This window comes from Methylobacterium indicum (genome assembly GCF_017347565.1).
In the GTDB taxonomy this organism is placed as follows: Bacteria; Pseudomonadota; Alphaproteobacteria; order Rhizobiales; family Beijerinckiaceae; genus Methylobacterium; species Methylobacterium indicum.
On the sequence record NZ_AP024145.1, the window covers coordinates 4,191,383 to 4,212,307 of the forward strand.

At 71.2% G+C, this 20,925-nt stretch carries 19 protein-coding genes; 3 read left to right on the top strand and 16 right to left on the bottom strand.

What is annotated here, in order from left to right; all coding sequences use genetic code 11:
- Positions 1–46 precede the first annotated feature (46 nt).
- On the top strand, positions 47–2,152 hold the full coding sequence (glgX, locus tag miv_RS19535) for a glycogen debranching protein GlgX (RefSeq protein WP_207178362.1): 2,106 nt from the start codon (positions 47–49) through the stop codon (positions 2,150–2,152).
- An 18-nt stretch (positions 2,153–2,170) separates the two neighbouring features.
- On the opposite strand, the gene miv_RS19540 is transcribed toward glgX, so the two are convergent.
- The 14 genes from miv_RS19540 to miv_RS19605 form a co-directional block, all read right to left on the bottom strand.
- The gene (locus miv_RS19540; RefSeq protein ID WP_207178364.1) at positions 2,171–3,694 is read right to left on the bottom strand and encodes a class I adenylate-forming enzyme family protein; all 1,524 of its coding nucleotides are present in this window, start codon (positions 3,692–3,694) and stop codon (positions 2,171–2,173) included.
- Between the two features lie 429 nt (positions 3,695–4,123).
- Positions 4,124–6,349, bottom strand: coding sequence for a xanthine dehydrogenase family protein molybdopterin-binding subunit (locus miv_RS19545; RefSeq protein ID WP_207178366.1), 2,226 nt, complete (start codon positions 6,347–6,349; stop codon positions 4,124–4,126).
- 22 nt (positions 6,350–6,371) lie between these two features.
- Positions 6,372–7,340, bottom strand: a complete 969-nt coding sequence (locus tag miv_RS19550; protein ID WP_048427640.1) for an FAD binding domain-containing protein — start codon at positions 7,338–7,340, stop codon at positions 6,372–6,374.
- 12 nt (positions 7,341–7,352) lie between these two features.
- A complete protein-coding gene (locus tag miv_RS19555; protein WP_048427639.1) occupies positions 7,353–8,024 on the bottom strand; it encodes a 2Fe-2S iron-sulfur cluster-binding protein in 672 nt (223 codons plus the stop codon).
- 564 nt (positions 8,025–8,588) lie between these two features.
- A complete protein-coding gene (locus tag miv_RS19560; RefSeq protein ID WP_244276573.1) occupies positions 8,589–9,275 on the bottom strand; it encodes an urease accessory protein UreF in 687 nt (228 codons plus the stop codon).
- Positions 9,268–9,786 carry an urease accessory protein UreE gene (locus tag miv_RS19565; RefSeq protein ID WP_207178368.1) on the bottom strand — a complete coding sequence of 173 codons (519 nt, stop codon included), beginning with the start codon at positions 9,784–9,786 and terminating at the stop codon, positions 9,268–9,270. Before miv_RS19565 ends, miv_RS19560 begins: the two co-directional genes overlap by 8 nt.
- On the bottom strand, positions 9,783–10,286 hold the full coding sequence (locus tag miv_RS19570; RefSeq protein WP_058619639.1) for a DUF29 domain-containing protein: 504 nt from the start codon (positions 10,284–10,286) through the stop codon (positions 9,783–9,785). The genes miv_RS19565 and miv_RS19570 overlap by 4 nt, the downstream gene beginning before the upstream one ends.
- Positions 10,283–10,744: a DUF29 domain-containing protein gene (locus miv_RS19575; RefSeq protein ID WP_207178370.1), complete on the bottom strand. Its 462-nt coding sequence runs from the start codon at positions 10,742–10,744 to the stop codon at positions 10,283–10,285. Before miv_RS19575 ends, miv_RS19570 begins: the two co-directional genes overlap by 4 nt.
- Before the next feature lie 94 nt (positions 10,745–10,838).
- The gene (locus tag miv_RS19580; protein WP_207178372.1) at positions 10,839–11,342 is read right to left on the bottom strand and encodes a DUF29 domain-containing protein; all 504 of its coding nucleotides are present in this window, start codon (positions 11,340–11,342) and stop codon (positions 10,839–10,841) included.
- Positions 11,343–11,372: 30 nt separating this feature from the next.
- Positions 11,373–13,100 carry an urease subunit alpha gene (gene ureC, locus miv_RS19585; RefSeq protein WP_207178374.1) on the bottom strand — a complete coding sequence of 576 codons (1,728 nt, stop codon included), beginning with the start codon at positions 13,098–13,100 and terminating at the stop codon, positions 11,373–11,375.
- A gap of 54 nt (positions 13,101–13,154) precedes the next feature.
- The gene (locus miv_RS19590; RefSeq protein ID WP_058619635.1) at positions 13,155–13,421 is read right to left on the bottom strand and encodes an AbrB/MazE/SpoVT family DNA-binding domain-containing protein; all 267 of its coding nucleotides are present in this window, start codon (positions 13,419–13,421) and stop codon (positions 13,155–13,157) included.
- 232 nt (positions 13,422–13,653) lie between these two features.
- Entirely contained in the window at positions 13,654–14,214 is a 561-nt protein-coding gene (locus tag miv_RS19595) for an HD domain-containing protein (protein ID WP_058619634.1), read from the bottom strand.
- Positions 14,211–14,831: an urease subunit gamma gene (locus miv_RS19600; RefSeq protein ID WP_058619633.1), complete on the bottom strand. Its 621-nt coding sequence runs from the start codon at positions 14,829–14,831 to the stop codon at positions 14,211–14,213. The genes miv_RS19595 and miv_RS19600 overlap by 4 nt, the downstream gene beginning before the upstream one ends.
- A 101-nt stretch (positions 14,832–14,932) precedes the next feature.
- On the bottom strand, positions 14,933–15,805 hold the full coding sequence (locus miv_RS19605) for an urease accessory protein UreD (RefSeq protein ID WP_207178376.1): 873 nt from the start codon (positions 15,803–15,805) through the stop codon (positions 14,933–14,935).
- A gap of 195 nt (positions 15,806–16,000) precedes the next feature.
- Between miv_RS19605 and miv_RS19610 the strand changes: the two genes are divergently transcribed.
- Together miv_RS19610 and miv_RS19615 are read left to right on the top strand one after the other, a co-directional pair.
- Entirely contained in the window at positions 16,001–17,329 is a 1,329-nt protein-coding gene (locus miv_RS19610; protein WP_207178378.1) for an NAD(P)/FAD-dependent oxidoreductase, read from the top strand.
- Positions 17,330–17,421: 92 nt separating this feature from the next.
- Entirely contained in the window at positions 17,422–17,850 is a 429-nt protein-coding gene (locus tag miv_RS19615) for a cupin domain-containing protein (RefSeq protein WP_207178380.1), read from the top strand.
- 30 nt (positions 17,851–17,880) lie between these two features.
- Here miv_RS19615 and miv_RS19620 read toward each other — a convergent pair whose 3' ends face one another.
- Positions 17,881–19,182, bottom strand: a complete 1,302-nt coding sequence (locus miv_RS19620; RefSeq protein ID WP_207178382.1) for a M16 family metallopeptidase — start codon at positions 19,180–19,182, stop codon at positions 17,881–17,883.
- An 81-nt stretch (positions 19,183–19,263) separates the two neighbouring features.
- Positions 19,264–20,658, bottom strand: coding sequence for a M16 family metallopeptidase (locus tag miv_RS19625; protein ID WP_058619629.1), 1,395 nt, complete (start codon positions 20,656–20,658; stop codon positions 19,264–19,266).
- Positions 20,659–20,925 lie beyond the last annotated feature (267 nt).

The window sequence follows — 20,925 nt, forward strand, 5'->3', positions numbered from 1 at the left end:
CATGGTCCGGGTCCGAAGACCTGCGCCCGAGGGAATGACGGACCGGATGATCGCACTCGATGACGGCGTCGCGGGCCCGCTCGGCGCCCATTTCGACGGGCGCGGGGTCAACTTCGCCCTCTTCTCCGCCCATGCCACGGCGGTGGATCTGTGCCTGTTCGACCCGAGCGGCCGGGTGCAGACCGACGTGGTCCGCCTGCCGCGCCGCACCGACGACGTCTGGCACGGCCACCTCGCGGGCGTGCTGCCGGGCCAGCTCTACGGCTACCGCGTCCACGGCCCCTGGGAGCCGGGACGCGGCCACCGCTTCAACCCGCACAAGCTCCTCCTCGACCCCTACGCCCGCGAGATCCACGGGCGGGTGCGGTGGCACGACGCGCTCTACCCGTTTCGCCGCGGCAGCCACCGGGAGGACGTGCTCGACCGGCGCGACAGCGCCCCGATGATGCCGAAGGGGATCGTCACCGCCCCCGAAGCGCCGGTCCACGACGATCCGCCCCTGCGCCATCCGCTGGTCGACAGCGTGATCTACGAGGCGCATGTCCGGGCCCTGACCCAGACCCATCCGGGCGTGCCGCTGCCCTGGCGCGGCTCCTACGCGGCCCTCGGCCACCCGGCGATCGTGGACCACCTCGTGCGCCTCGGCGTCACGGCGATCGAATTGCTGCCGATCCAGGCCTTCGTCGACGACCGCTTCCTGGTCGAGAAGGACCTGACCAACTTCTGGGGCTACTCGCCGCTCAACTACTTCGCGCCCGAGCCGCGCTTCTACGGCGCCACCGGGGCCGCCGGCCTGAAGGCCGCGATCCGCCAGCTCCACGCCGCCGGCATCGAGGTGCTGATGGACGTGGTCTACAACCACACCTGCGAGGGCGACCATACCGGGCCGAGCCTGTCGTTCCGCGGCATCGACAATGCGAGCTACTACAAGCTGAACCCCGACGACCCGCGCCGCGACATCGACTGCACCGGCTGCGGCAACACCCTCGACGTGGCGGTGCCGCGGGTGATGCAGATGGTGCTGGATTCCTTACGCCACTGGGTCGAGGCCTACCGGATCGACGGCTTCCGCTTCGACCTCGCCTCAAGCCTCGCCCGCTCGCCCCACGACTTCACCCCCCGCGCCGCCGTGCTCCAGGCGATGGCGCAGGACCCGGTCCTGTCGCGGGTCAAGCTCATCGCCGAGCCGTGGGACATCGGCATGGGCGGCTACCAGCTCGGCGGCTTCCCGGTCGGCTGGAGCGACTGGAACGACCAGTTCCGCGACGCCGCCCGGGGCTTCTGGCGGGGCGATGCCGGCCAGTTGCCGAAGCTGACCCAGGGGCTGACGGGCTCGAAGGAGATTTTTTCCGCCTCCGGCCGCGGGCCGGGCGCCAGCATCAATTTCATCGCCTCCCACGACGGCTACACGCTGGCCGATGTCGTCGCCTACGAGGAGAAGCACAACGAGGCCAACGGCGAGGGCAACCGCGACGGCCACGGCCACAACGTCTCGCGCAATTACGGCGTCGAGGGCCCGACCGACGATCCCGACATCCTGGCCCTGCGGGCGCGGCAGAAGCGCAACCTGCTCGCCACGATCCTGATCGCCCAGGGCGTGCCGATGCTGCTGATGGGCGACGAGCGCTCGCGCAGCCAGGGCGGCAACAACAACGCCTATTGCCAGGACAACGCCACCTCGTGGGTCGACTGGGAGACCGACGGCGGCGACCCGGCCCTGACCGCCTTCGTGCGCAACCTGCTGGCCTTGCGCCGCGACCACCGGGCCCTGCGGCGGCGAAAGTTCCTCACCGGCGAGACCGTGGCGCCGGGGGGGCTCAAGGACGTCCACTGGCTCTCGCCCTGCGGCGCCGAGATGGACGAAGCCGCCTGGGGCGACGCCGAGCGCCGGGCCTTCGGCATGCAGATCGGCAACGACGCCCCCGATGGGCGCCGCCTCCTCGTCCTCGCCAATGCGGGGGAGGGGGCGATCGACTTCCAGCTCGCCCGGATCGTCGGCGGGCCGTGGACGCCGCTCTTCGACACCACGGCGATGGACGGCCGGCCCGTCGCCCGGGAGGCGCTGAAGGCGGGAGGCACGCTCCACCTGCCGGGGCGGGCGCTCGTGGTGCTGGCCCGCAGCGTGACGCCGAGAAAGGCCGCCGCGGGCTGAGGGAGCGCCCGCGCCCGGTCAGGCCGCCGCCAGCCGCTTGCGCTGCACCTTGCCGTTCGGGGTGCGCGGCAGCGTCTCCAGGAAGACGACCTCCCGCGGGCACTTGTAGGCGGCCAGCCGCTCGCCGCACCAGGCGAGCAGCGCGTCCCGGGCCGGCTCGGCGCCGGCCCTGGGCACGACGAAGGCGGCGATCACCCGCACGTCGTCGCGGACGGGGAGCTCGGTCACCGCGACCTCCTGCACGTCGGGATGGGCGATCAGCACGCTCTCGACCTCGTTCGGCGACACCCGGTAGCCGAAGGCGTTCATGATGTCGTCGTTGCGGCCTTCGAACCAGACGTAGCCGTCGGCATCGAGCGCGGCGAGATCGCCGCCCACGAACCACTCGCCCCGCATCACCGCCGCCTCTTCCTCCGGGCGGTTCCAGTAGCCGAGCATCAGGGCCGGGTCGGAGCGGTGGATGGCGAGCAGCCCGATCTCGCCCGGCGGCAGCGGCTCCGGCGCGCCCTCGGGCGGCAGGATCGCGACGCGGCGGCCCGGCTGCGGCTTGCCCGGCGAGCCGGGCTTGACCGGGGTCCGCGGGCTCGTCGAGACGTAGGTCGAGATCTCGCTCATCCCGAGCGCCTCGTAGAGCGGCGTGCCGGTGGCCGCCTGCCACTCGGCGAGGAGCTGGGGCGACAACGCCTCGCCCGCCGTGATGCCGTGGCGCAGCGACGAGAGGTCGTGAGCCGAGAGATCGGCGTATTTGAGGATCTGTCGGTAGAGGCTCGGCACCGCCGCGAACAGGGTGGCGCGGTGGCGGGCGATGAGCGCCGGCCACAGGGCGGGATCGCGCTTGCCGTTATACAAGACCGTCGTGGCGCCCCGCGCCCAGGGATCCTGGATGCCGACGCCCAGCGTGTAGGTCCAGTTCATGGTGCCGGCATGCAGCACCACGTCGTCCTCGCGCAGGCCGAGCCAGAAATCGTGCATCGGCCGCCGGCCCCAGATCGTGCGGTGGGCGTGCAGCACCCCCTTCGGCCGGCTGGTGGTGCCGGAGGTGTAGACCAGCGTCGCCGGGTCGTCGGCAGCGGTGTCGGCGTAAGCGTCGAGGGGCGGGCCGGCGCGCAGGCGGGCGATGTCGTCGCGCCGCAGGACGATCCGGCCGCGGCAGGCTTCCGGATCGAGGGGGCATTCGTCGGCCGCCGCGATCACCGCGGCGCCGGAATCCTGCATCAGGAACGCCGCCTCGGCTGCCGTGAGCTGCGGCGAGGACGGTTGCGCCACGAGCCCGGCGGCGAGCGCCGCGAAGTAGACGATGACGTAATCCGCATCGTTGCCCATGCGGATCATCACCCGGGCCCCCGCCGGAAGCCCGAGCGCCTTGAGACCCGCCGCGACGCCCCGCACCGCCCGGTCGACCTCCGCGAAGGTCATGACGTCGGTATGCCCGCGATCGCCCACCATGATCAGCGCCGGCTTGCCGCCGCGCTCCCGGGCATTGGCCTCCAGGCAGTAGCGGGCGCCGTTGAAGCGGGGCGGCGGCTGGCGGGTATCGGGCAAGGCGCTAAGCTCCGGGTGAGGGGAGGGAGCCTGTGCTAGCGCGGGGGTGGGGGTGGAGGCCAGGGGCCAAAACTCGCGCAGGCGTCTCTTCCCTCCGCCAGTGCATGTCCGTCCGGGAAAAGGGTGAGGCGCGGGAAATCTCCTCTCCCCGCGGGCGGGGAGAGGGCTGACGACCCCCTGTCGGGTCGGCAGCAAGCCCGCAGGGCGAGGGTGAGGGGGTGTCGACGAGTGAGACTCCTTCGGAAACACCCCCTCACCCTCGCGCTCCGCGCTCCTTTCGTCCCCGACGGGGGGACGAAAGCCTCTCCCCGCCCGCGGGGAGAGGGGGGAGCCCACGCTTTTTCTTTCCTTGGAGAGATCTGCCGCCTGCGGGGAGAGAAGACGCCTGTGACATACTGTCGAATGCTGGCGCGGGATGGGAGCGACGCGCTACGCCCGCCGCTGCCCGGTCTCCTTCGCCGTGAACCCCTCCAGGATCTTGTCCAAGGTCAGCGGATAATCCCGGATCCGGATCCCGGTCGCGTTGTAGACCGCGTTCGCCACCGCCGCCCCCGCCCCGCAGATGCCGAGCTCCCCCAACCCCTTGCTCTTCAGCGGGTTGGCCTTGTCGTCGAGTTCGGGCAGGAACACCGCGTCGATCTCCGGCAAATCGGCATGGACCGGGACGTGGTACTCGGCGAGGTCGTGGTTGACGAAGCTGCCGTAGCGCGGATCGACCTCGACCGCTTCCATCAAGGCCGCGCCGACGCCGAACACCATGCCGCCGATCGCCTGCGAGCGGGCGGTCTTGGGGTTGAGGATGCGCCCGCCGGTGAACACGCCGAGCATCCGCCGCAGCCGGATCTCGCCGGTATCGGCATCGACCCCGACCTCGGCGAAATGCGCGCCGTAGGAATATTGCGAAAATTTCTTCTCGTTCTCGCCCGGCTTGATCTCGCCCTCGGCCTCGAGGCCGGAGCCGATCAGGTCGCGCAAGGCCGCCGAGCGGTTGCCGGAGGTGATCCGCCCGCCGGTGAAGACGGCGTTCTCCGGGTTCAGGTCGGTCTTCGCCAGGATCTGCCCGCGCAGGGCCTCGCAGGCCATGTAGAGCGCGGATCCCGACGAGGCGGCGCCGAACGAGCCGCCGGAGCCGGACGACATCGGGTCGGCGGTGTCGCCGAGGATCATCCGCACCTGCGAGACCTCCACGCCCAGCATCTCGGCGGCGATCTGGCTCAGGATCGTGTAGGTGCCGGTGCCGATATCGGTCATCGCCATCCGGGCGGTGAGCGTGCCGTCGGGATCGAGGCGCACCCGCGCCTTGGCCGGCTGGAGCGGGTTGAGGCGCGCCGCCGCCGAGACGCCGGTGCCGACCATCCACTGGCCGTCGCGCACCGATCCCGGCTTCGGGTTGCGCGTGGCCCAGCCGAAGCGGCGCGCGCCCTCCCGCAGGCAGGGCACGAGCTGGCGGGTCGAGAACGGGACGTGCTTTTCCGGGTCCTGCGCCGGCTCGTTGCGGATGCGCAATTCGATCGGATCGAGGTTGAGCGCCTCGGCCAGTTCGTCCATGGCGCATTCGAAGGCCAGCATGCCCACCGCCTCGCCGGGCGCCCGCATCGAGGAGGCGAGCGGCAGGTTGAGGTTCGCCAGCCGGTGCGCCGTCAGGCGGTTGGGGGCGGCGTAGAGCGAGCGGGTGACGTTGGCCGAGGTCTCGAAGAAGGCATCGCCCGGCGCGGTGTCGGACCAGGATTCGTGCGCGATGGCGGTCAGCTTGCCGTCCCGGTCGGCGGCCAGGCGCACCCGCTGCACCGTGTCCGAGCGCCGCGTCGTCGAGGTGAAGACCTGCTGGCGGGTGAGCGCGACCTTCACCGGCCGGCCGTTCAGGTTCTTCGAGGCGAGGGCCGCCAGGATCGCGTCGGCCTGCGGCTGGAGCTTGCCGCCGAAGCCGCCGCCGATGAAGCGGCTGATGAGGCGAACGTTGTCCTTCGGGAGCTTGAACACCGAGGCCAGCGCATCCTGGCCGCGATTCGGCATCTGGTTGGCGGTGATCAGCGTGACCTTGTCACCCTCCCAGGCCGCGATGGTGGCGTGGGGCTCCATCATCGCGTGGCTCTGCACCGGCGTGGTGTAGCGCGCATCGATCTTGACCGGGGCCGAGGCGAAGCCGGCCTCGAAATCGCCGAGGGACGAATCCGGGGGCGTGCGCGCCTTCTCGGGCTTCTTGGCTTCCTGAAGCGCGTCGGCGAGCACGTAGGATCCCGTCTGCTCGTCGTAGGCCACGCGGATGGCGGCCGCCGCGGCGCGGGCCTCCTCGAAGCTCTCGGCAACCACGAGGGCGACCGGCTGGCCCCAATGCCTGATTTCGGTGTCGGTGAGGAGCGGGCCGACCTGCTCCTTCTTCTCGCCCTGCGGCGGCACGTTGCGGTGGGTGAGGACGTGCACCACGCCCGGCATCCGCTCGGCGGTCGTGGTGTCGATGTCGCGGATGCGGCCCTTGGCGACCGTCGCCGTCACGACGAAGCCGTAGCCGGGATGGGCCATCTCCCGGCTCTCATAGGCGTAGGTGGCGCGGCCCGTGACCTTGAGCGGGCCGTCGACCCGGTCGATCGGCCGGCCCACCGGGCCGTCGGGATGGAGGTCGAGGGGCGTGACGCCGATCGGCTGGCTCATATCCATGGCTGTTCTCCGATATCGGCGATCAGGCGCGCAGCGCCTCGGCGACCGCGGCCGCGAGGGTGCGCTTGGCGAGCGGGATCTTGAAGTCGTTGGCGCCGTAGCCGCGGGCGCCCTTGAGCGCCGCCTCGCCGGCGGCCTGGACGCCCTCGCGCACCAGGGCCTCTTCGGCCTCGGCGACCCGCCAGGGCTTGTGGGCGAGGCCGCCGAAGGCGAGACGGGCGGAGCGGATCGTGGTGCCCTCGGCCTCGATCACCGCCGCCACCGACACGAGGGCGAAAGCGTAGGAGGCGCGATCGCGCACCTTGCGGTAGACGTGGCGGCCCTTCACGGGAGCCGGCAGGGTCACGGCGGTGATGATCTCGCCGGGCTTGAGAGCGGTCTCGATCTGCGGCGTGTCGCCGGGCAGGCGATGGAAGTCGGCGATGGGGATTGCGCGCTCCGCCCCGTCCGGCGCCACCGTCTCGACCGTGGCGTCGAGGGCCCGCATGGCGACCGCCATGTCGGAGGGATGGGTGGCGATGCAATGCTCGGAGGTGCCGACCACCGCCAGGATGCGGTTGAACCCCTGAATCGCCGCGCAGCCGGAGCCGGGCCGGCGTTTGTTGCAGGGCATCGCGGTGTCGTAGAAATACGGGCAGCGGGTGCGTTGCAGGAGGTTGCCGGCGGTGGTCGCCTTGTTGCGCAGCTGGCCCGAGGCGCCGGCGAGGAGCGCCCGCGAGAGCACGGCGTAATCGCGCCGCACCCGGTCGTCGGCGGCGAGATCGGCGTTGCGCACCATCGCGCCGATGCGCAAACCCCCGTCCTGGGTCGCCTCGATCCGGTCGAGCGGCAGCCGGTTGACGTCGACGAGGTGGGTCGGCGTCTCGATCTGGAGCTTCATCAGGTCGAGGAGGTTGGTGCCCCCGGCGATGAAGCGGGCATTCGGCTGCGCGACGACCGCCTTGGCGGCCTCCGCTACGCTGGCGGGGCGCTCGTAGGTGAAAGCCTTCATCGGTCGTTCCCCTCAGAGCCGGGTCGCTGCGCCGCCGGCGTCGCGGATCGCCGCGACGATGTTCGGATAGGCCGAACAGCGGCAGATGTTGCCGCTCATCCGCTCGCGGATCTCGGCATCGGTCAGGGCGACCTGTTCGGTCAGGTCCTTCGTCACGGTGCTGGGCCAGCCGGCCTTCGCCTCGTTCAGCATGCCGGCGGCCGAGCAGATCTGGCCCGGCGTGCAGTAGCCGCACTGGAAGCCGTCATGCTTGACGAAGGCGGCCTGGAGCGGGTGCAGCTGGTCGCCCTCAGCCAGGCCCTCGATCGTCCGGATCTCGTCGCCCTCGTGCATCACCGCGAGCGTGAGACAGGCATTGATCCGGCGTCCGTTGACCAGCACCGTGCAGGCGCCGCACTGGCCGTGGTCGCAGCCCTTCTTCGAGCCGGTGAGGCCGATGCGCTCCCGCAGCGCGTCGAGGAGCGTGGTGCGCGGGTCGAGGTCGAGGGGCCGGGCCTGGCCGTTGACCTGGAGGGTCACGGGCAGGCGCGGCGTCGCCGCCTCGGGGCTAAGCGCCGGGGGCGTCGCGGCGGGCGGGGTCGCGGCCTGGACGCGCCCGGCAAAGCCCAGCACGGCCGCCGCGGCGACGCCGCTCTCCAGAACGCTCCGGCGCGTGAGCCGCGGCGCGGAATCGGATGTGTCCATGGTGCCTCCCGGCCCGGAAACGAGGTGACGGCGCAGCGGAGCGCCGATGCCGCCTCGGCCGTTGGGCCGCGACGTGATTGCTCACCAAACGTTTCGGGGGCTGGGCGGGTCCCGACCTGGCCTCGGGTGCGGCATCGCGTGCGGGAGGAGATCGATCACCGGATCGCTCGCGATCGACCCTCCCGCGCAGAGGCAGGGCTGTCCGGGAAAAGAATGGCGCAGGAAATCCCCTCTCCCCGCGGGCGGGGAGAGGCTTTCGCCCCCCTTGCCGGGGGCGAAAGGAGCGCAGGCGCAGCCGGAGCGAGGGTGAGGGGGTGATGCCGGATTTGTCTTCTCCGGAAACACCCCCTCACCCTCGCCCAGTGGGCTCCCCGATGACCCGACAAGGGGTCATCGGGCCTCTCCCCGCCCGCGGGGAGAGGGGAAGTCCACGCCTTCTCCGTTCACCTGGCAGTCATGCCACAGAGTGGGGAATAATTGTCACAAACGAACGACAGACATTGAATGTCGACGAATACATCTAATAAATTATTTGTTATATATTGTTCATGTAGTTTGATAGTTTTATGACCGAAATATCCGCGTATACTGCGTTTCGTGCCGGAACGAGCCGAGGTCGAGCCGGATCGTCGCGGTGCCGGCTTCGTCGAGGGGGAGGTCCCACACCGCCTCGGCCAGGGACGCGGCCAGCGGCATCAGGGCGGCGACCACCCGCGTGCCGGCGGTCTGGCCGACAGGGGCGAGGCGCAGGGACGCCGAGACGAGATTTTGCAGGAAGGCCGCCAGGTAGGCCGCCAGCACCGTGTCACGCGCGAGCCCGTGGGCGCCGGATGCCGCACCGACCGCGACCGGATAGGCCACCGGCCCGTCGAGATGGGCCGCGAGGTCGGCGAGGCGCGGCACGTCCCAGGCGGCCCGGGTGGCATCGAGGAACGACCGGCCCTGCTGGCTGGTCTCGAGATGCAGTTCGCGCGAGGGGCTCAACGCGAGGGCGAGGTCGTTCACCGCCACCAGCGCTGCGGCATCCCCCGCCGCCGCGGCCCGGTGGGCATGGGCGGCCAGGATCGCGTCGCTGCGGCCGGCGCCGTGCGTGAGCACGTCCGCGAGCCAGTCGCGCAAGGACGCCTCGTCGCGCACGTCGCCGGCCTCCACCGCCCATTCGAGGCCGTGCGAATAGGCATAGGCGCCCACCGGATAGCCCGGCGAGAGCCAGGCGAGCAGCACCAGGGCATCCGGGATCCGCTCAGCCATGGGAATGGTCGTGTGGATGGCCGTGATGGTGATGGTCGTGACCGTGCCCATGATCGTGGGAGTGACCTTGGGCGTGCCCGCCCGCATAGGCACCGCCCTCGGGCCGGAACGGCCGTTCCACCGGGGTCGCGGTACCCCCCAAGCCCTCCACCATCGCGGCGAGCACGTGGTCGTGGGCGATCCAGACCGCATCCGTGCCGATCTCGGCCGGGATGTGCCGGTTGCCGATGTGCCAGATCAGCCGCTTGAGGGCGTGGTCGGTCGCGGCCCGGATCTCCAGCAGCTTTTCCGGCGCCGCCTCGACCCAGACCAGGCGCCCGTCCTCGAGCCGCAGCGCGTCGCCGTCGTCGAGGACGACCGGCTCGGGGAGGTCGAGCAGGAAGGCGAGGCCGCCGACGCCCCGCATCGCCATGCGGCGGCGGTGCCGGTCGCCGGAATCGAGCACGATGCGGTCGACGATCTCGCTGGAGCCGAGGGCGTCGCGGCGGATGACGCGGGTGGCGCGGATCATCGCACCGCCTCGCGCCGCCACCAGTCGGGACCGCGGACCGCATCGTCCCCGTGCGGGTCCGGCAGGAAGCCGGGCATCAGGATCTCCTCGTCCGTGAACGGGCAGGATTCCGAAAAGCTGTCGTCGAACAGGGCACTCTCCAGCACGGCGCGGGCCTTCGCCTCCGGATAGACCTCCGCCACCATCCAGGGAAGCTCCGGCCGCAGGCTCGGGCTGTCGGCCAGGCGTGCGGCGACCAGCCGGCGCTGCCGGTCGATCGTGATCGCCCATCCCTCGCTGCGCAGGTCGACTTCCGCCCCCCAACGCAGAAGGCCGGTCAGGATCACCCCGAGCCGGTCCCGGATCTCCCGCCGCTCTCGCTCGCCGAGGTCGCGGACGATCGCGGCGATATGCGCGTGATCGATCGCCTCGACGGCGCCCGCCGCCAGGAGACGGGTCTGCTCCTCGGCCCATGCGCTGAGGTCTGTCGAGAACAGGTCGCGCCTACCCTGCTCGCTCACGGCTCGAAGTCCGGATCGAGGATCTGGTCCAGCGTGAAGGGCGAGGCCGGCGGGAAGAGGCGCGGGTCGAGCCGTGTCTCCCCGGCGGCATCCCGCACCGCGTCCCGGTAGGTCTCGTCCAGGATCGCTGCGGGATAGGCCCGCAGGCTCGGGTTGCGGGCGATCAGGCGCGCGATGGCCGCGCGCTGCGCCTTCAGGGTATGGCGCCAGCTCGGTGTTGCCCGCTGCGGCTGCACCCGGAGCTTCAGCAGGTGGACGAGCAGCACGCAGAGATGGGATGCGAGCGCCGTGCGCTGGCTGCGGCCCACGCTCTCCACTTCGTCGAGCAGGTTGGCGATGTCGAGATGCGCCAGATTGCGGGTCGCGAGGGCCTGGGCCTGCTCCCGCGTCCAGCGATGGAAATCCGTGTCGTAAGCGGTCCCGGCCTCCGGCGCCGCCCGCTCGGCGAGCTTGGGCATGGCACGCTCTCCTGCTCCCGAAGGACAACTCGGATCCGCATGCGATGCGCCATGACCGTCCGAGTCGTGCTGGTTCGGCCTGATCTTCAGCGCCTCAGACGACATCCGGCTCCTCCGGACCCGGATAGAACCGCTCGTCGAGGATCTGCGCCAGGGTATAGGGGCAATCCGGCGGAAAGCTCCGCTCCGGCAAGCCGGTCTCGTCCGCCGCCCGCACCCGGGCGAGGCGATAGGCCTTGGCCAGAACCTCCGCCGGCCAGGCCCGCAGGCTCGGGCTCATCGTCACCACGTCGTCCAGGCTCACGCGCTGCTCGACGATGGTGGCGCGCCAGCCGTATTTCCGCAGTTGCGGCTGAAATTCCCATGTCAGCAGGTGATGCAGCAGGACGGTCAGGCGGGAGCGGATCTCGGATTTCTGCGACCCGCCCAAATCGGCGATCTCCTCGGCCAGAGCCTCGCGATCGAGCGCGGCCCAGCGGCCGGCCCGGACCAGCGCGGCCTGTCCTTGCGTCCAGAGAAAATAGTCGGTCTCGGGCGAGACATTCGTCTCGGGCGAGACGCCGGCCTCCGGCGCCTGCCGCTCGGCGAGCTTGGGCATGGCAGATCCCTCCTGCCCGGCCAGACTACCTCAGAACAGGAAGTAGCGCTGCGCCATCGGCAGCACCTCGGCGGGCTCGCAGACCAGCAACTCGCCGTCGGCGCGCACGTCGTAGGTCTCGGGGTCGACCTCGATCACCGGGGTGGCGTCGTTGTGGATCATGCTCTTCTTCGAGATGCCGCCGCGCACGTTCTCGACCGCGACCAGCGGCTTCGCCACGCCGAGTGTTTCGCGAAGCCCCGCCTCGATCGCGGCCTTCGACACGAAGGTGAGCGCCGTCGAGGCCGGCACCCGGCCGAAGGCGCCGAACATCGGGCGGTAATGGACCGGCTGCGGCGTCGGGATCGAGGCGTTGGGGTCGCCCATCGGGGCGGCCGCGATGGCGCCGCCCTTGAGGATCAGGTCCGGCTTCACCCCGAAGAAGGCCGGCGACCACAGCACGAGATCGGCGAGCTTGCCGACCTCCACCGAGCCGATATGGCGCGAGAGGCCGTGGGCGATGGCCGGGTTGATCGTGTACTTGGCCACATAACGCTTGGCCCGGGCGTTGTCGTGGCCGGACGCATCGCCCGGGAGCGCGCCGCGCTGGCGCTTCATCTTGTCGGCGGTCTGCCAGGTGCGGATGATCACCTCGCCGACCCGGCCCATCGCCTGGCTGTCCGACGACATCATCGAGAGCGCGCCGATGTCGTGCAGGATGTCTTCGGCGGCGATCGTCTCCTTGCGGATCCGGCTCTCGGCGAAGGCGAGATCTTCGGGAATCGACGGGTCGAGGTGGTGGCACACCATCAGCATGTCGAGATGCTCGTCGATGGTGTTGCGGGTAAACGGCCGCGTCGGGTTGGTGGAGGAGGGCAGCACGTTCGGCAGCCCCGCCACCTTGATGATGTCCGGTGCGTGGCCGCCGCCCGCTCCTTCCGTGTGGAAGGCGTGGATGGTGCGGCCCTTGAAGGCGGCGATCGTGTCCTCGACGAAGCCCGATTCGTTGAGCGTGTCGGTATGAATCATCACCTGGATGTCGTGGGCATCGGCCACCGACAGGCAGCAATCGATCGCCGCGGGGGTGGTGCCCCAATCCTCGTGCAGCTTCAGCGCGCAGGCGCCGGCCCGGATCATCTCGACCAAACTGTCGGGCTTCGAGGCGTTGCCCTTGCCGGCGAAGGCCAGGTTCATCGGGAAGGCATCCGCCGCCTCGATCATCCGGGCGATGTGCCAGGGGCCGGGGGTGCAGGTGGTGGCGAAGGTGCCGTGGGCCGGCCCCGTCCCGCCGCCGAGCATCGTGGTGATGCCGGAATTCAGCGCCTCGTCGATCTGCTGCGGGCAGATGAAGTGGATGTGGCTGTCGAACCCGCCGGCGGTGAGAATCTTGCCCTCGCCCGCGATCACCTCGGTGCCGGGCCCGACCACGATGGTGACGCCGTCCTGGATGTCCGGGTTGCCGGCCTTGCCGAGCGCGGCGATCCGCCCGCCTTTGAGCCCGACATCGCATTTCACGATGCCCCAATGATCCAGCACCACCGCGTTGGTGATGACCGTGTCGACGGCGCCGCCGGCATTGCTCGCCTGGCTCTGCCCCATCCCGTCGCGGATCACCTTGCCGCCGCCGAACTTCACCTCCTCGCCGTAGCGGGTGTGGTCCTGCTCGACCTCGATCACGAGGGAGGTATCGGCGAGGCGGATGCGGTCGCCCTTGGTCGGCCCGAACATCGCCGCGTAGGCGGCGCGGGGGAGGCTGGCGGCTTTCGGGGTGTTGGACATGCAGTCAGGTCCAGTCAGGCGGGCGTCGACGGAAAGCGGGAGGGTATTGGCGTTCTAGGATTTCGTGCGCGCGTCCTCGGCCAGGAGATAATCTCCGATCGGGTCGTCACTGGGAGTGATGGAAGGCCGGGCCCTGGCGCGGGCACGACGGGCGTCGCTCCGCAGGTCATGCAGAGGGGCCTGCTTCGCCAGGGTCGCGCGTCCGTCGTCATCCACGACGAGAGACAACTTTTCGCCCGGCGCAATGCCGAGCGCGTCCCGGGCCTCGGCCGGAAGGGTCACCTGTCCCTCGGGCGTGAGCGTGAGCGCGAAATGCTGCATGGTGCCTCTCGCTTGGTCTGCCGCGTTGTCAGTGAGTCGATCGCACGGAACGGGGTCGGGCAAAGGGCCGATCGCCAGCGCGAGATGACTCAGAGACCGTCCATCACATCACCCCGGAACCCAGACACCGTAACCCGTCGGGATCGGCATCTCCCGCCGTCGCGAGTGTGACCCGGCTCGATGACGAGGGCGGTGCCGGCACGGGGGGAGGCTGGCGGGCTTGCGCTGGACATCAGACCACTCTCCGCGCCGCATCGGCGGATTGATCGAAGATGGATTCGAGAGCCGTATTCGTGCCGCGGCATCCGGCTACGACGCTCTCGGCCCAGGTGACGTAATCGAGGAGCCGTGTCCGGTCCCAGTCGTCGGGCGGGCTTGCCACCAGGGACCGCAGGTTGCTGATCTTGTCGGCGATCTTGATCGCCTTGGCATCCGGCGACTTGTGCGGCGCCCGCTCGACCTGGAGGCGCTTGCGCTCCGCCTTGGGCAGCGACTTGTCGTCCGTGACCTCGGCCACGAGATCGGCGACGACGGATCCGAAGAGGCCGGTGAGCTCGTCGTGGGTCGTGCCGGTATCCTCGATCGTGTCGTGGAGCCAGCCGGCCGCGACCAGCCAGGCATTCGGCGCGTCCACGGTGTCGGCGAGGAGCGCGGCGACCTCCGCGAGGTGGTTCACGTAGGGTTCCCGGGCGGCGCCCTTCCGGCGCTGGTCCGCATGCCGACGGGCGGCGAAATCGGCCGCGCGCGCGACGAGCGCGACGTGATCGCGAAGGATCGTGTCGTAGGGGCTCACAGCGCCCCCATCACGTCACCCCGGAACCCGTACACCGCGCGCCCGCCGCCCATCGGGATCAGCACCACCTCCCGGGTCGAGCCCGGCTCGAAGCGCACCGCCGTGCCCGGCGCGATGTCGAGGCGCTGGCCCCGGGCCTTGTCGCGGTCGAAGCGGAGCGCCGGGTTGACCTCGAAGAAGTGGTAGTGCGAGCCGACCTGGATCGGCCGGTCGCCGGTATTGGCGACCTCGATCACCGTGCGGGTCGCGCCCTCGTTGAACACGATCTCGCCGTCCGGCGTCGTCACCTCGCCCGGCACGTCGGTGGCGGGTGTGCCGCGGATCGGGTGGTGGACGGTGACGAGCTTGGTGCCGTCCGGGAAGGTCGCCTCGACCTGGATGTCGTGGATCATTTCCGGCACGCCCTCCATCACCTGATCGGCGGTGAGAACTTGCGCGCCGAGCCGCATCAGCTCGGCCACGGTGCGGCCGTCGCGGGCGCCCTCGACCACGAAATCGGTGATCAGCGCGATCGCTTCCGGGTGGTTGAGCTTCACGCCCCGGGACAGGCGGTTGCGGGCCACCATGGCCGCCATGGCGACGAGGAGCTTGTCCTTCTCGCGGGGGGTGAGCAGCACGGGGGCATCTCTCCGGTCGTTGGGGCCCAGCATCCTTCGCCGAGGTGCGGCCGCGAGGCAAGATTGCAGGCAAGACAAGATTGTAGGCAAGAAACGAGCCGTCAGGTCTGCCAGACCCGCGGCAGCGGCCGGCCGCGAAACCCTTCGAGGATCCGGGCGGCGGCGAGGCGTAAGGGGCCGATCTCGGCCCCGAGCAGGCGCAAGCTCAGCATGCCGTTCCAGGCGCTCGCCCCGGCCTCGACCGAGAGCGCCGCGCAGCCGGCGGCCTCGATCAGGTCGCGGGCCTGGTCGAGGCGGCTCTCGGCGTCGGGGGCGAGGTGGAGCAGGGTCGCCATCGCCCGGGCGCCGCCGGCCACCGCCCGCTTGGCGAGCATCGTCGAGATATCGGCCTCCAGCCGGAGCGTATCGGCGTAAACGAGGCGCCCGGCCCGGCGCAGGCGCCAGGAATCGGTCAGCGCGCCGTCCCGCATCACCTCGCCCTTCGCGGCGCGGCCGAAGACCAGGGCCTCGAACAGGGTGAGGCGCGCATCCGGGGCGATCGCGGCGCAAAAGCTCCGGGCGAGGCGGGCGCCGTCGAACAGGATCGTCTCCTGCGGCAGCCAGGCGAGGGCGGCCTCGCTCTCCAGCGTCAGGTCCACGTCGAGCCGGGTCACCGGCCCGTCCGAGCGATAGATCTTCTCCGCCGCCGTGGTGGTGAGGACGAGGTCGGCCCCCTCGCCGAGCCGCGCCTCGACCGTGAACTGGTCGCCGCAGGCGATGCCGCCGGCGCTGTTGAGCAGCACCGCCTCCATCGGTCCCGGCTCGGGGCGCGGCAGCCTCAGCCGCAAGGGGCCGGATTCGGCGAGGTCGGTGGTCCGGGTGGCGCCACCCGGCATCCGCGCGACGGCGAGCGCGACGTGGCCGACCGAGCGCTGGCGGCGAAGGGCGTCGGGGACGGGGGAATCGGGGAAGGCGGCGACGGGAGAATGCGGCATCGGAAGCCCGGCGGGCCCGGCGGCCCTCTTCGGTTCCGCTTAGACCGCGCGGGCGGCCTCGCGGGCAAGCCCCGGATGCCCGATGATGCCGGCCCCTCGTCGGGCGCATGGCAGAATATGCCGCCGGGCCCGCGCTCTCCGGCGTCTTCGCACGCCGTGGCCTGCTAGTCTTCCGGGGGTCAACGGGAGCCCACGATGCCAGCACCTCTCCTCCAGATCGACTCCACGCCGAGCCTGCCGGAGGCCGTCGATGTCGTGGTGATCGGCGGCGGCGTGGTCGGCACCTTCACGGCCTACTACCTCGCGTGCCGGGGCATCAGCGTGGCCCTCGTCGAGAAGGGCCGCGTCGGCGCCGAGCAGTCGAGCCGCAACTGGGGCTGGTGCCGGCAGCAGAACCGCGACGCCCGCGAACTGCCGATGGCGACGAAGAGCCTCGATCTCTGGGACCGGCTCGCCGCCGAGATCGGCGAGGATCCGGGCTTCCGGCGCTGCGGCCTGCTCTACCTCAGCAACGACGAGGCCGAGATCGCCCGCTGGGCCAAGTGGCGCGACTTCGCGGTGACCGAGGGCGTCACCACCCACATGCTGAGCGAGAGCGAGGCGAAGGCCCGCGCGAGCGCCACCGGGCTGAGCTGGAAGGGCGGGGTGTTCTCGCCCTCCGACGGCGTCGCCGACCCGTCCCGCGCCGTGCCGGTCGTCGCCCGCGGGGTGATGCAGGCGGGCGGCAGCGTCCACCAGCTCTGCGCCGCCCGCGGCCTCGAGCTCCAGGGGGGGCGGGTCAGCGGCGTGGTGACCGAGAAGGGCACCATCCGTACGAAGACCGCCGTGATGGCCGGCGGCGCCTGGGCCTCGTCGTTCTGCCGCCAGCTCGGCATCCGCTTCCCGCAATCGGCGGTGCGCTCCTCGATCCTGGCGGTCGGCCCGCATGTCCCGGGCCTGCCGGACGCGCTCCACACCGCCGAGATCTCGGTGACCCGCCGCGGCGAGACCGGCGGCCACACGCTGGCGATCAGCGGGCGGGCCAGCGTCGATCCCACGCCCCAGCAGATCCTGTTCGCCCGGGAATTCGTGCCGATGTTCGCCCGGCGCTGGCGCGCCCTGCGGCCGGGCGGCCTCGGCGGCTGGCGCAGCGGCCACGAGACCGCGGCGCGCTGGCGCCTCGACGAGGAGACGCCGATGGAGCGGATGCGGATCCTCGATCCCCGGCCCGACGCGCGGCTGGTCGCCGAGACCCACCGCCGGGCCCTCGAATTGCTGCCGGCCCTGCGCGGCACCGCGATCACCGCCTCCTGGGCCGGCTATATCGATTCGACGCCGGACGGCGTGCCGGCGATCGGCGAGGTCACCGGCGTGCCGGGCCTGATCCTGGCGGCGGGCTTTTCCGGCCACGGCTTCGGCATCGGCCCGGGCGCCGGTCACCTCGTCGCCGATCTCGTCACCGGCGCCGACCCGATCGTGGATCCGCGCCCCTACCACCCCGACCGGTTCGAGGCCTCGGCCTGGGGCAAGGTGGCGGAGTTCTGAGGAGCGGATCTCCGTCCGGGTGCGCGACGATCCCGCACGCCGGCCAGGGCGAAACGCCGTAAGCTCGCCTCCGCTCGAACGGAGGATGCATCATGGATTCTGACAGGACCTGCCGGGTCGTGCGCCCGGGGGCCACCATCATCGGCAAGCAGGCGCTGACCTACGCGCCCGCAATCTCGGCCGAGACGGTCGGATCGACCGGGCTGCACATGCAGCTCGTCACCCTGCCGCCGGGGGCCCGCGCCAGAGCGCACCTGCACGAGGCGCACGAGACGGCGCTCCACGTGCTCTCGGGCGTCGCCGGCACCTGGTACGGCGAGCGCCTGGAGCACCACCTGTGGAGCCGGGCGGGCGATTTCGTCTACATCCCGGCCGGGGTGCCGCACCTGCCCTACAATGCCAGCCGCACCGAGACCTGCACGGCGGTGATCGCCCGGACCGACCCGAACGAGCAGGAGAGCGTGGTCCTGCGGCCGGAACTCGATGCGTTGCGGCCTCCGGAGGGGGACGTGATGGCGTAGGGCCGGCCGTGCGAGGGCCGGCCCGCGGCGTCACATCGCGGTGGGACGTCCGGCGGCCACCACCAGGAGCTTGCCGTCGCCGAGCGTCCGCGCGGCCGCGCGGCGGATGTCGGCCTGCGTCACCGCGCCGATCAGGCAGTTGCGGCGGGCGATGTAGTCGATGCCCAGGCCCTCGAAGGCGATCTGCACCAGCTGGTGGGCGATCTTGGTCGAGGTGTCGAAGCCGAGCGCGTAGGAGCCGGTGAGGTAGTCCTTGGCCTTCTGCAGCTCGTCGTCGTCGGGGCCGTCGCCGGTCAGGCGGGCGATCTCGTCGGCGATCACCGTCAGGCACTCGGCGACGCGCTCGTTCTTGGTGGCGGTATAGCCCCAGGTCATCGAGGCGGCGCGGTGGCTCACCAGCGAGGTGCCGACCGAATAGGCCAGCCCGCGCTTCTCGCGCACCTCCTGAAAGAGCCGCGACGTGAAGGCGCCGCCGCCCAGGATGTGGTTGAGGACGTAGGCCGGGATGAAGTCGGGATCGCGCCACGCCACGCCGTCGGTGCCGAAGCGCAGCACCGATTGCGGCACGTCGAGATCGACGACGATGCGCCGGCCGAGGCCCGTGATCCGGGTCGGCGGCACCGCGGTCAGCGCACCGCCCTCCGGCAGCTCGCCGAAGGCGGCGTCGAGGGCACGCATCAGCGCCTCCTCGCCGATGGCGCCGACCGCCGCGACCTTGACCCGGCCGCGGGCCATGAGCCGCCGGTGCATCGCCACCAGGTCGTCGCGGGTGATCGCCGACACGCTCTCGATCGTGCCCGACGAGGGCCGGCCGTAGGGATGGCCCGGATAGGCCTCCGCGAAGAAGCGGCGCGAGGCCATCACGCCGGGGTCGTTCTGCTGGTAGCGCAGGCCGGCCAGCATCTGGGCCCGCACCCGCTCGATCGCCGCCTGGTCGAAGCGGGGCTGGGACAGCGCGAGGGCGAGCAGCGCGATCGCCTCGTCGGCGTGCTTGACCAGCATCTTGAGCGAGCCGCCGATGGCGTCCGGCCCGGCATGGAAGCTCAGCTCGATCGCGCGGGCGGCGAGCCGCTCCTGGAAGGCGTCGGAATCGTGCGGGCCTGCGCCCTCGTCGAGGAGGCGCGCCAGCATCTGGGCGGTGCCGGCCTTGCCCTCGGGATCCTGCGCGGCGCCGCCCTCGAAGGTGAAGGCCAGCGCGATCAGCGGGACGATCGGCGACTCGACGTGCCAGGCCTCGATGCCGCGGGCCGAGAGGACGGGACGCGCCTGGGTCGGCGACGAGGAGGACGCCGGGGCGGCGGTGCTGCGGGAGACGGCGTCGGCCGGGGTCATGAGGACCTCTTGTTGTCGTGACGTGCGAAGACGGATCCGCCCGGCGGCGCGCACGCCCCGGGCGGTGTCAGGATGCGGGGTTCAGGCCGCCGCGGCCGGAGACGCCTTCGAGGCGCCCTCGCCCTTGACCAGGTAACCGGTGACCGAGCGGGCCGGCACCAGGTAGCGCTCGGCGACCGCGGCGAGGCGCGAGGCCTGCACCGCCTCGATCTCGGAAGGCCAGCGCCGCACCTCCTCGATGCTCTCGCCGATGGCGAGCGCCGAGCCGAAGATGCGGGCGAGCGACGACTGGCTGTCGGAGGAATAGACCGTCTCGGCGACAAGCCGGGTCTTCGCCCGCTCGACCGCGGTGGCGGACAGGGCCTCGGCGGGGGCACGGGCGAGGGCCCGGTCGAGGGCCTCCTCGAGCTTCTCCAGGCTCACGCCCTCCGCCGGCACGGCGTAGACCGAGAAGCGGGTGTCGTCGATCGCCGAGCCCATGTACCAGGCGCCGGCATTCACCGCGACGCCCTGCTCCAGCACCAGGCTGCGGTAGAGGTAGGAGGTCGGCCCCCCGCCCAGCACCTCGGCGAGCAGTTCGAGCGCGTGGCTCTCGCCGTCGCGGGCGGTCATGCAGGACGGGGTGAGGTAGAGCCGCTGCAGGGTCGGCTGCTCGACCTTCGGGTCGGCGACGCTCAGGCGCCGCGCGGCGCGGGGCTCCGGCTCCCGCGGCCGCACGCGCTGCGGCCGGGCGCCGCGCGGCGTCACCACCCCGTAGGTGTCGTCGGCGAGCCGCCGGACCTCGTCGGCGGTCACGTCGCCGGCGACCACCAGGATGGCGTTCTCCGGGGTGTAGAAGCGCCGGTAATAGTCGAGGGCGTGGGTGCGGTTCAGCTCCTCGATCTCGTGCATCCAGCCGATGATCGGGATGCCGTAGGGGTGATGGACGAAGAGCGAGGCCGCCATCGCCTCGGAGAGCTGGGCCGAGGGGTCGGTCTCGACCCGCATCCGGCGCTCCTCCAGCACCACGTCGCGCTCCGGGGCCACGACGGCGTCGTCGAGGATCAGGCCGGTCATCCGGTCCGCCTCGAAGCTCATCATGGTCTTCAGGTTCTCGCGGGCGACGCGCTGGAAATACGCCGTGTAGTCGAACGACGTGAAGGCGTTCTCCTGGCCGCCCAAGCTCGACACCGCCTTCGAGAAGGCGCCGACCGGATGGGTCTCGGTGCCCTTGAACATCAGGTGCTCGAGGAAGTGGGCGATGCCGGACTGGCCGAGCGGATCATCCGCCGAGCCGTTGCGGTACCAGACCATGTGGGTGACGACGGGGGCGCGGTGGTCGGGGACCACCACCACGTCGAGGCCGTTGTCGAGCACGAAGGACGCCACCTCGGGACCACCCGCCTCCGCTCGGCCGAAGGGCGCCGCGTCGGTGCGCAGGGTCGCGCTGACGGGGCTGGCGAGGCCGGGGGCGGAGCGCATCCTGACTGGGGACATCCTGATCTACCTTAGCCGGACGGCCGGAAGGGCCACCCGTGTTGGATCGTGAACCGGCTCACTTAAGGGAGGCTTGCGGCTCCTGCGAGTCGGGGGCCGGCGGGAGGCCGAGCCGGCCGATGGGCCGGCCACCGGGGTCGCAGGCCGTTAGAGACCCTGTTCTAGAGCATTTTGTGGCAGGGGGGACCCGAAGACTGCGGAGAAATGCACCCTGTGCAGGTCCAGCCCGACATGCCGCAGTCGAAGCGTGGCCGCAGGCCGGTCCGA

Bases quoted from the DNA above. Each gene is read 5' to 3' on its own strand.
- miv_RS19575 (WP_207178370.1), bottom strand. From the start codon at position 10,744: ATGCCCAAGCTCGCCGAGCGGGCGGCGCCGGAGGCCGGGACCGCTTAC.
- miv_RS19615 (WP_207178380.1), top strand. From the start codon at position 17,422: ATGGATTCTGACAGGACCTGCCGGGTCGTGCGCCCGGGGGCCACCATC.
- miv_RS19555 (WP_048427639.1), bottom strand. From the start codon at position 8,024: ATGGACACATCCGATTCCGCGCCGCGGCTCACGCGCCGGAGCGTTCTG.
- miv_RS19625 (WP_058619629.1), bottom strand. From the start codon at position 20,658: ATGTCCCCAGTCAGGATGCGCTCCGCCCCCGGCCTCGCCAGCCCCGTC.
- miv_RS19545 (WP_207178366.1), bottom strand. From the start codon at position 6,349: ATGGATATGAGCCAGCCGATCGGCGTCACGCCCCTCGACCTCCATCCC.
- ureC (WP_207178374.1), bottom strand. From the start codon at position 13,100: ATGTCCAACACCCCGAAAGCCGCCAGCCTCCCCCGCGCCGCCTACGCG.
- miv_RS19620 (WP_207178382.1), bottom strand. From the start codon at position 19,182: ATGACCCCGGCCGACGCCGTCTCCCGCAGCACCGCCGCCCCGGCGTCC.
- miv_RS19590 (WP_058619635.1), bottom strand. From the start codon at position 13,421: ATGCAGCATTTCGCGCTCACGCTCACGCCCGAGGGACAGGTGACCCTT.
- miv_RS19610 (WP_207178378.1), top strand. From the start codon at position 16,001: ATGCCAGCACCTCTCCTCCAGATCGACTCCACGCCGAGCCTGCCGGAG.
- glgX (WP_207178362.1), top strand. From the start codon at position 47: ATGATCGCACTCGATGACGGCGTCGCGGGCCCGCTCGGCGCCCATTTC.
- miv_RS19605 (WP_207178376.1), bottom strand. From the start codon at position 15,805: ATGCCGCATTCTCCCGTCGCCGCCTTCCCCGATTCCCCCGTCCCCGAC.
- miv_RS19560 (WP_244276573.1), bottom strand. From the start codon at position 9,275: ATGGCTGAGCGGATCCCGGATGCCCTGGTGCTGCTCGCCTGGCTCTCG.
- miv_RS19550 (WP_048427640.1), bottom strand. From the start codon at position 7,340: ATGAAGGCTTTCACCTACGAGCGCCCCGCCAGCGTAGCGGAGGCCGCC.
- miv_RS19565 (WP_207178368.1), bottom strand. From the start codon at position 9,786: ATGATCCGCGCCACCCGCGTCATCCGCCGCGACGCCCTCGGCTCCAGC.
- miv_RS19580 (WP_207178372.1), bottom strand. From the start codon at position 11,342: ATGCCCAAGCTCGCCGAGCGGCAGGCGCCGGAGGCCGGCGTCTCGCCC.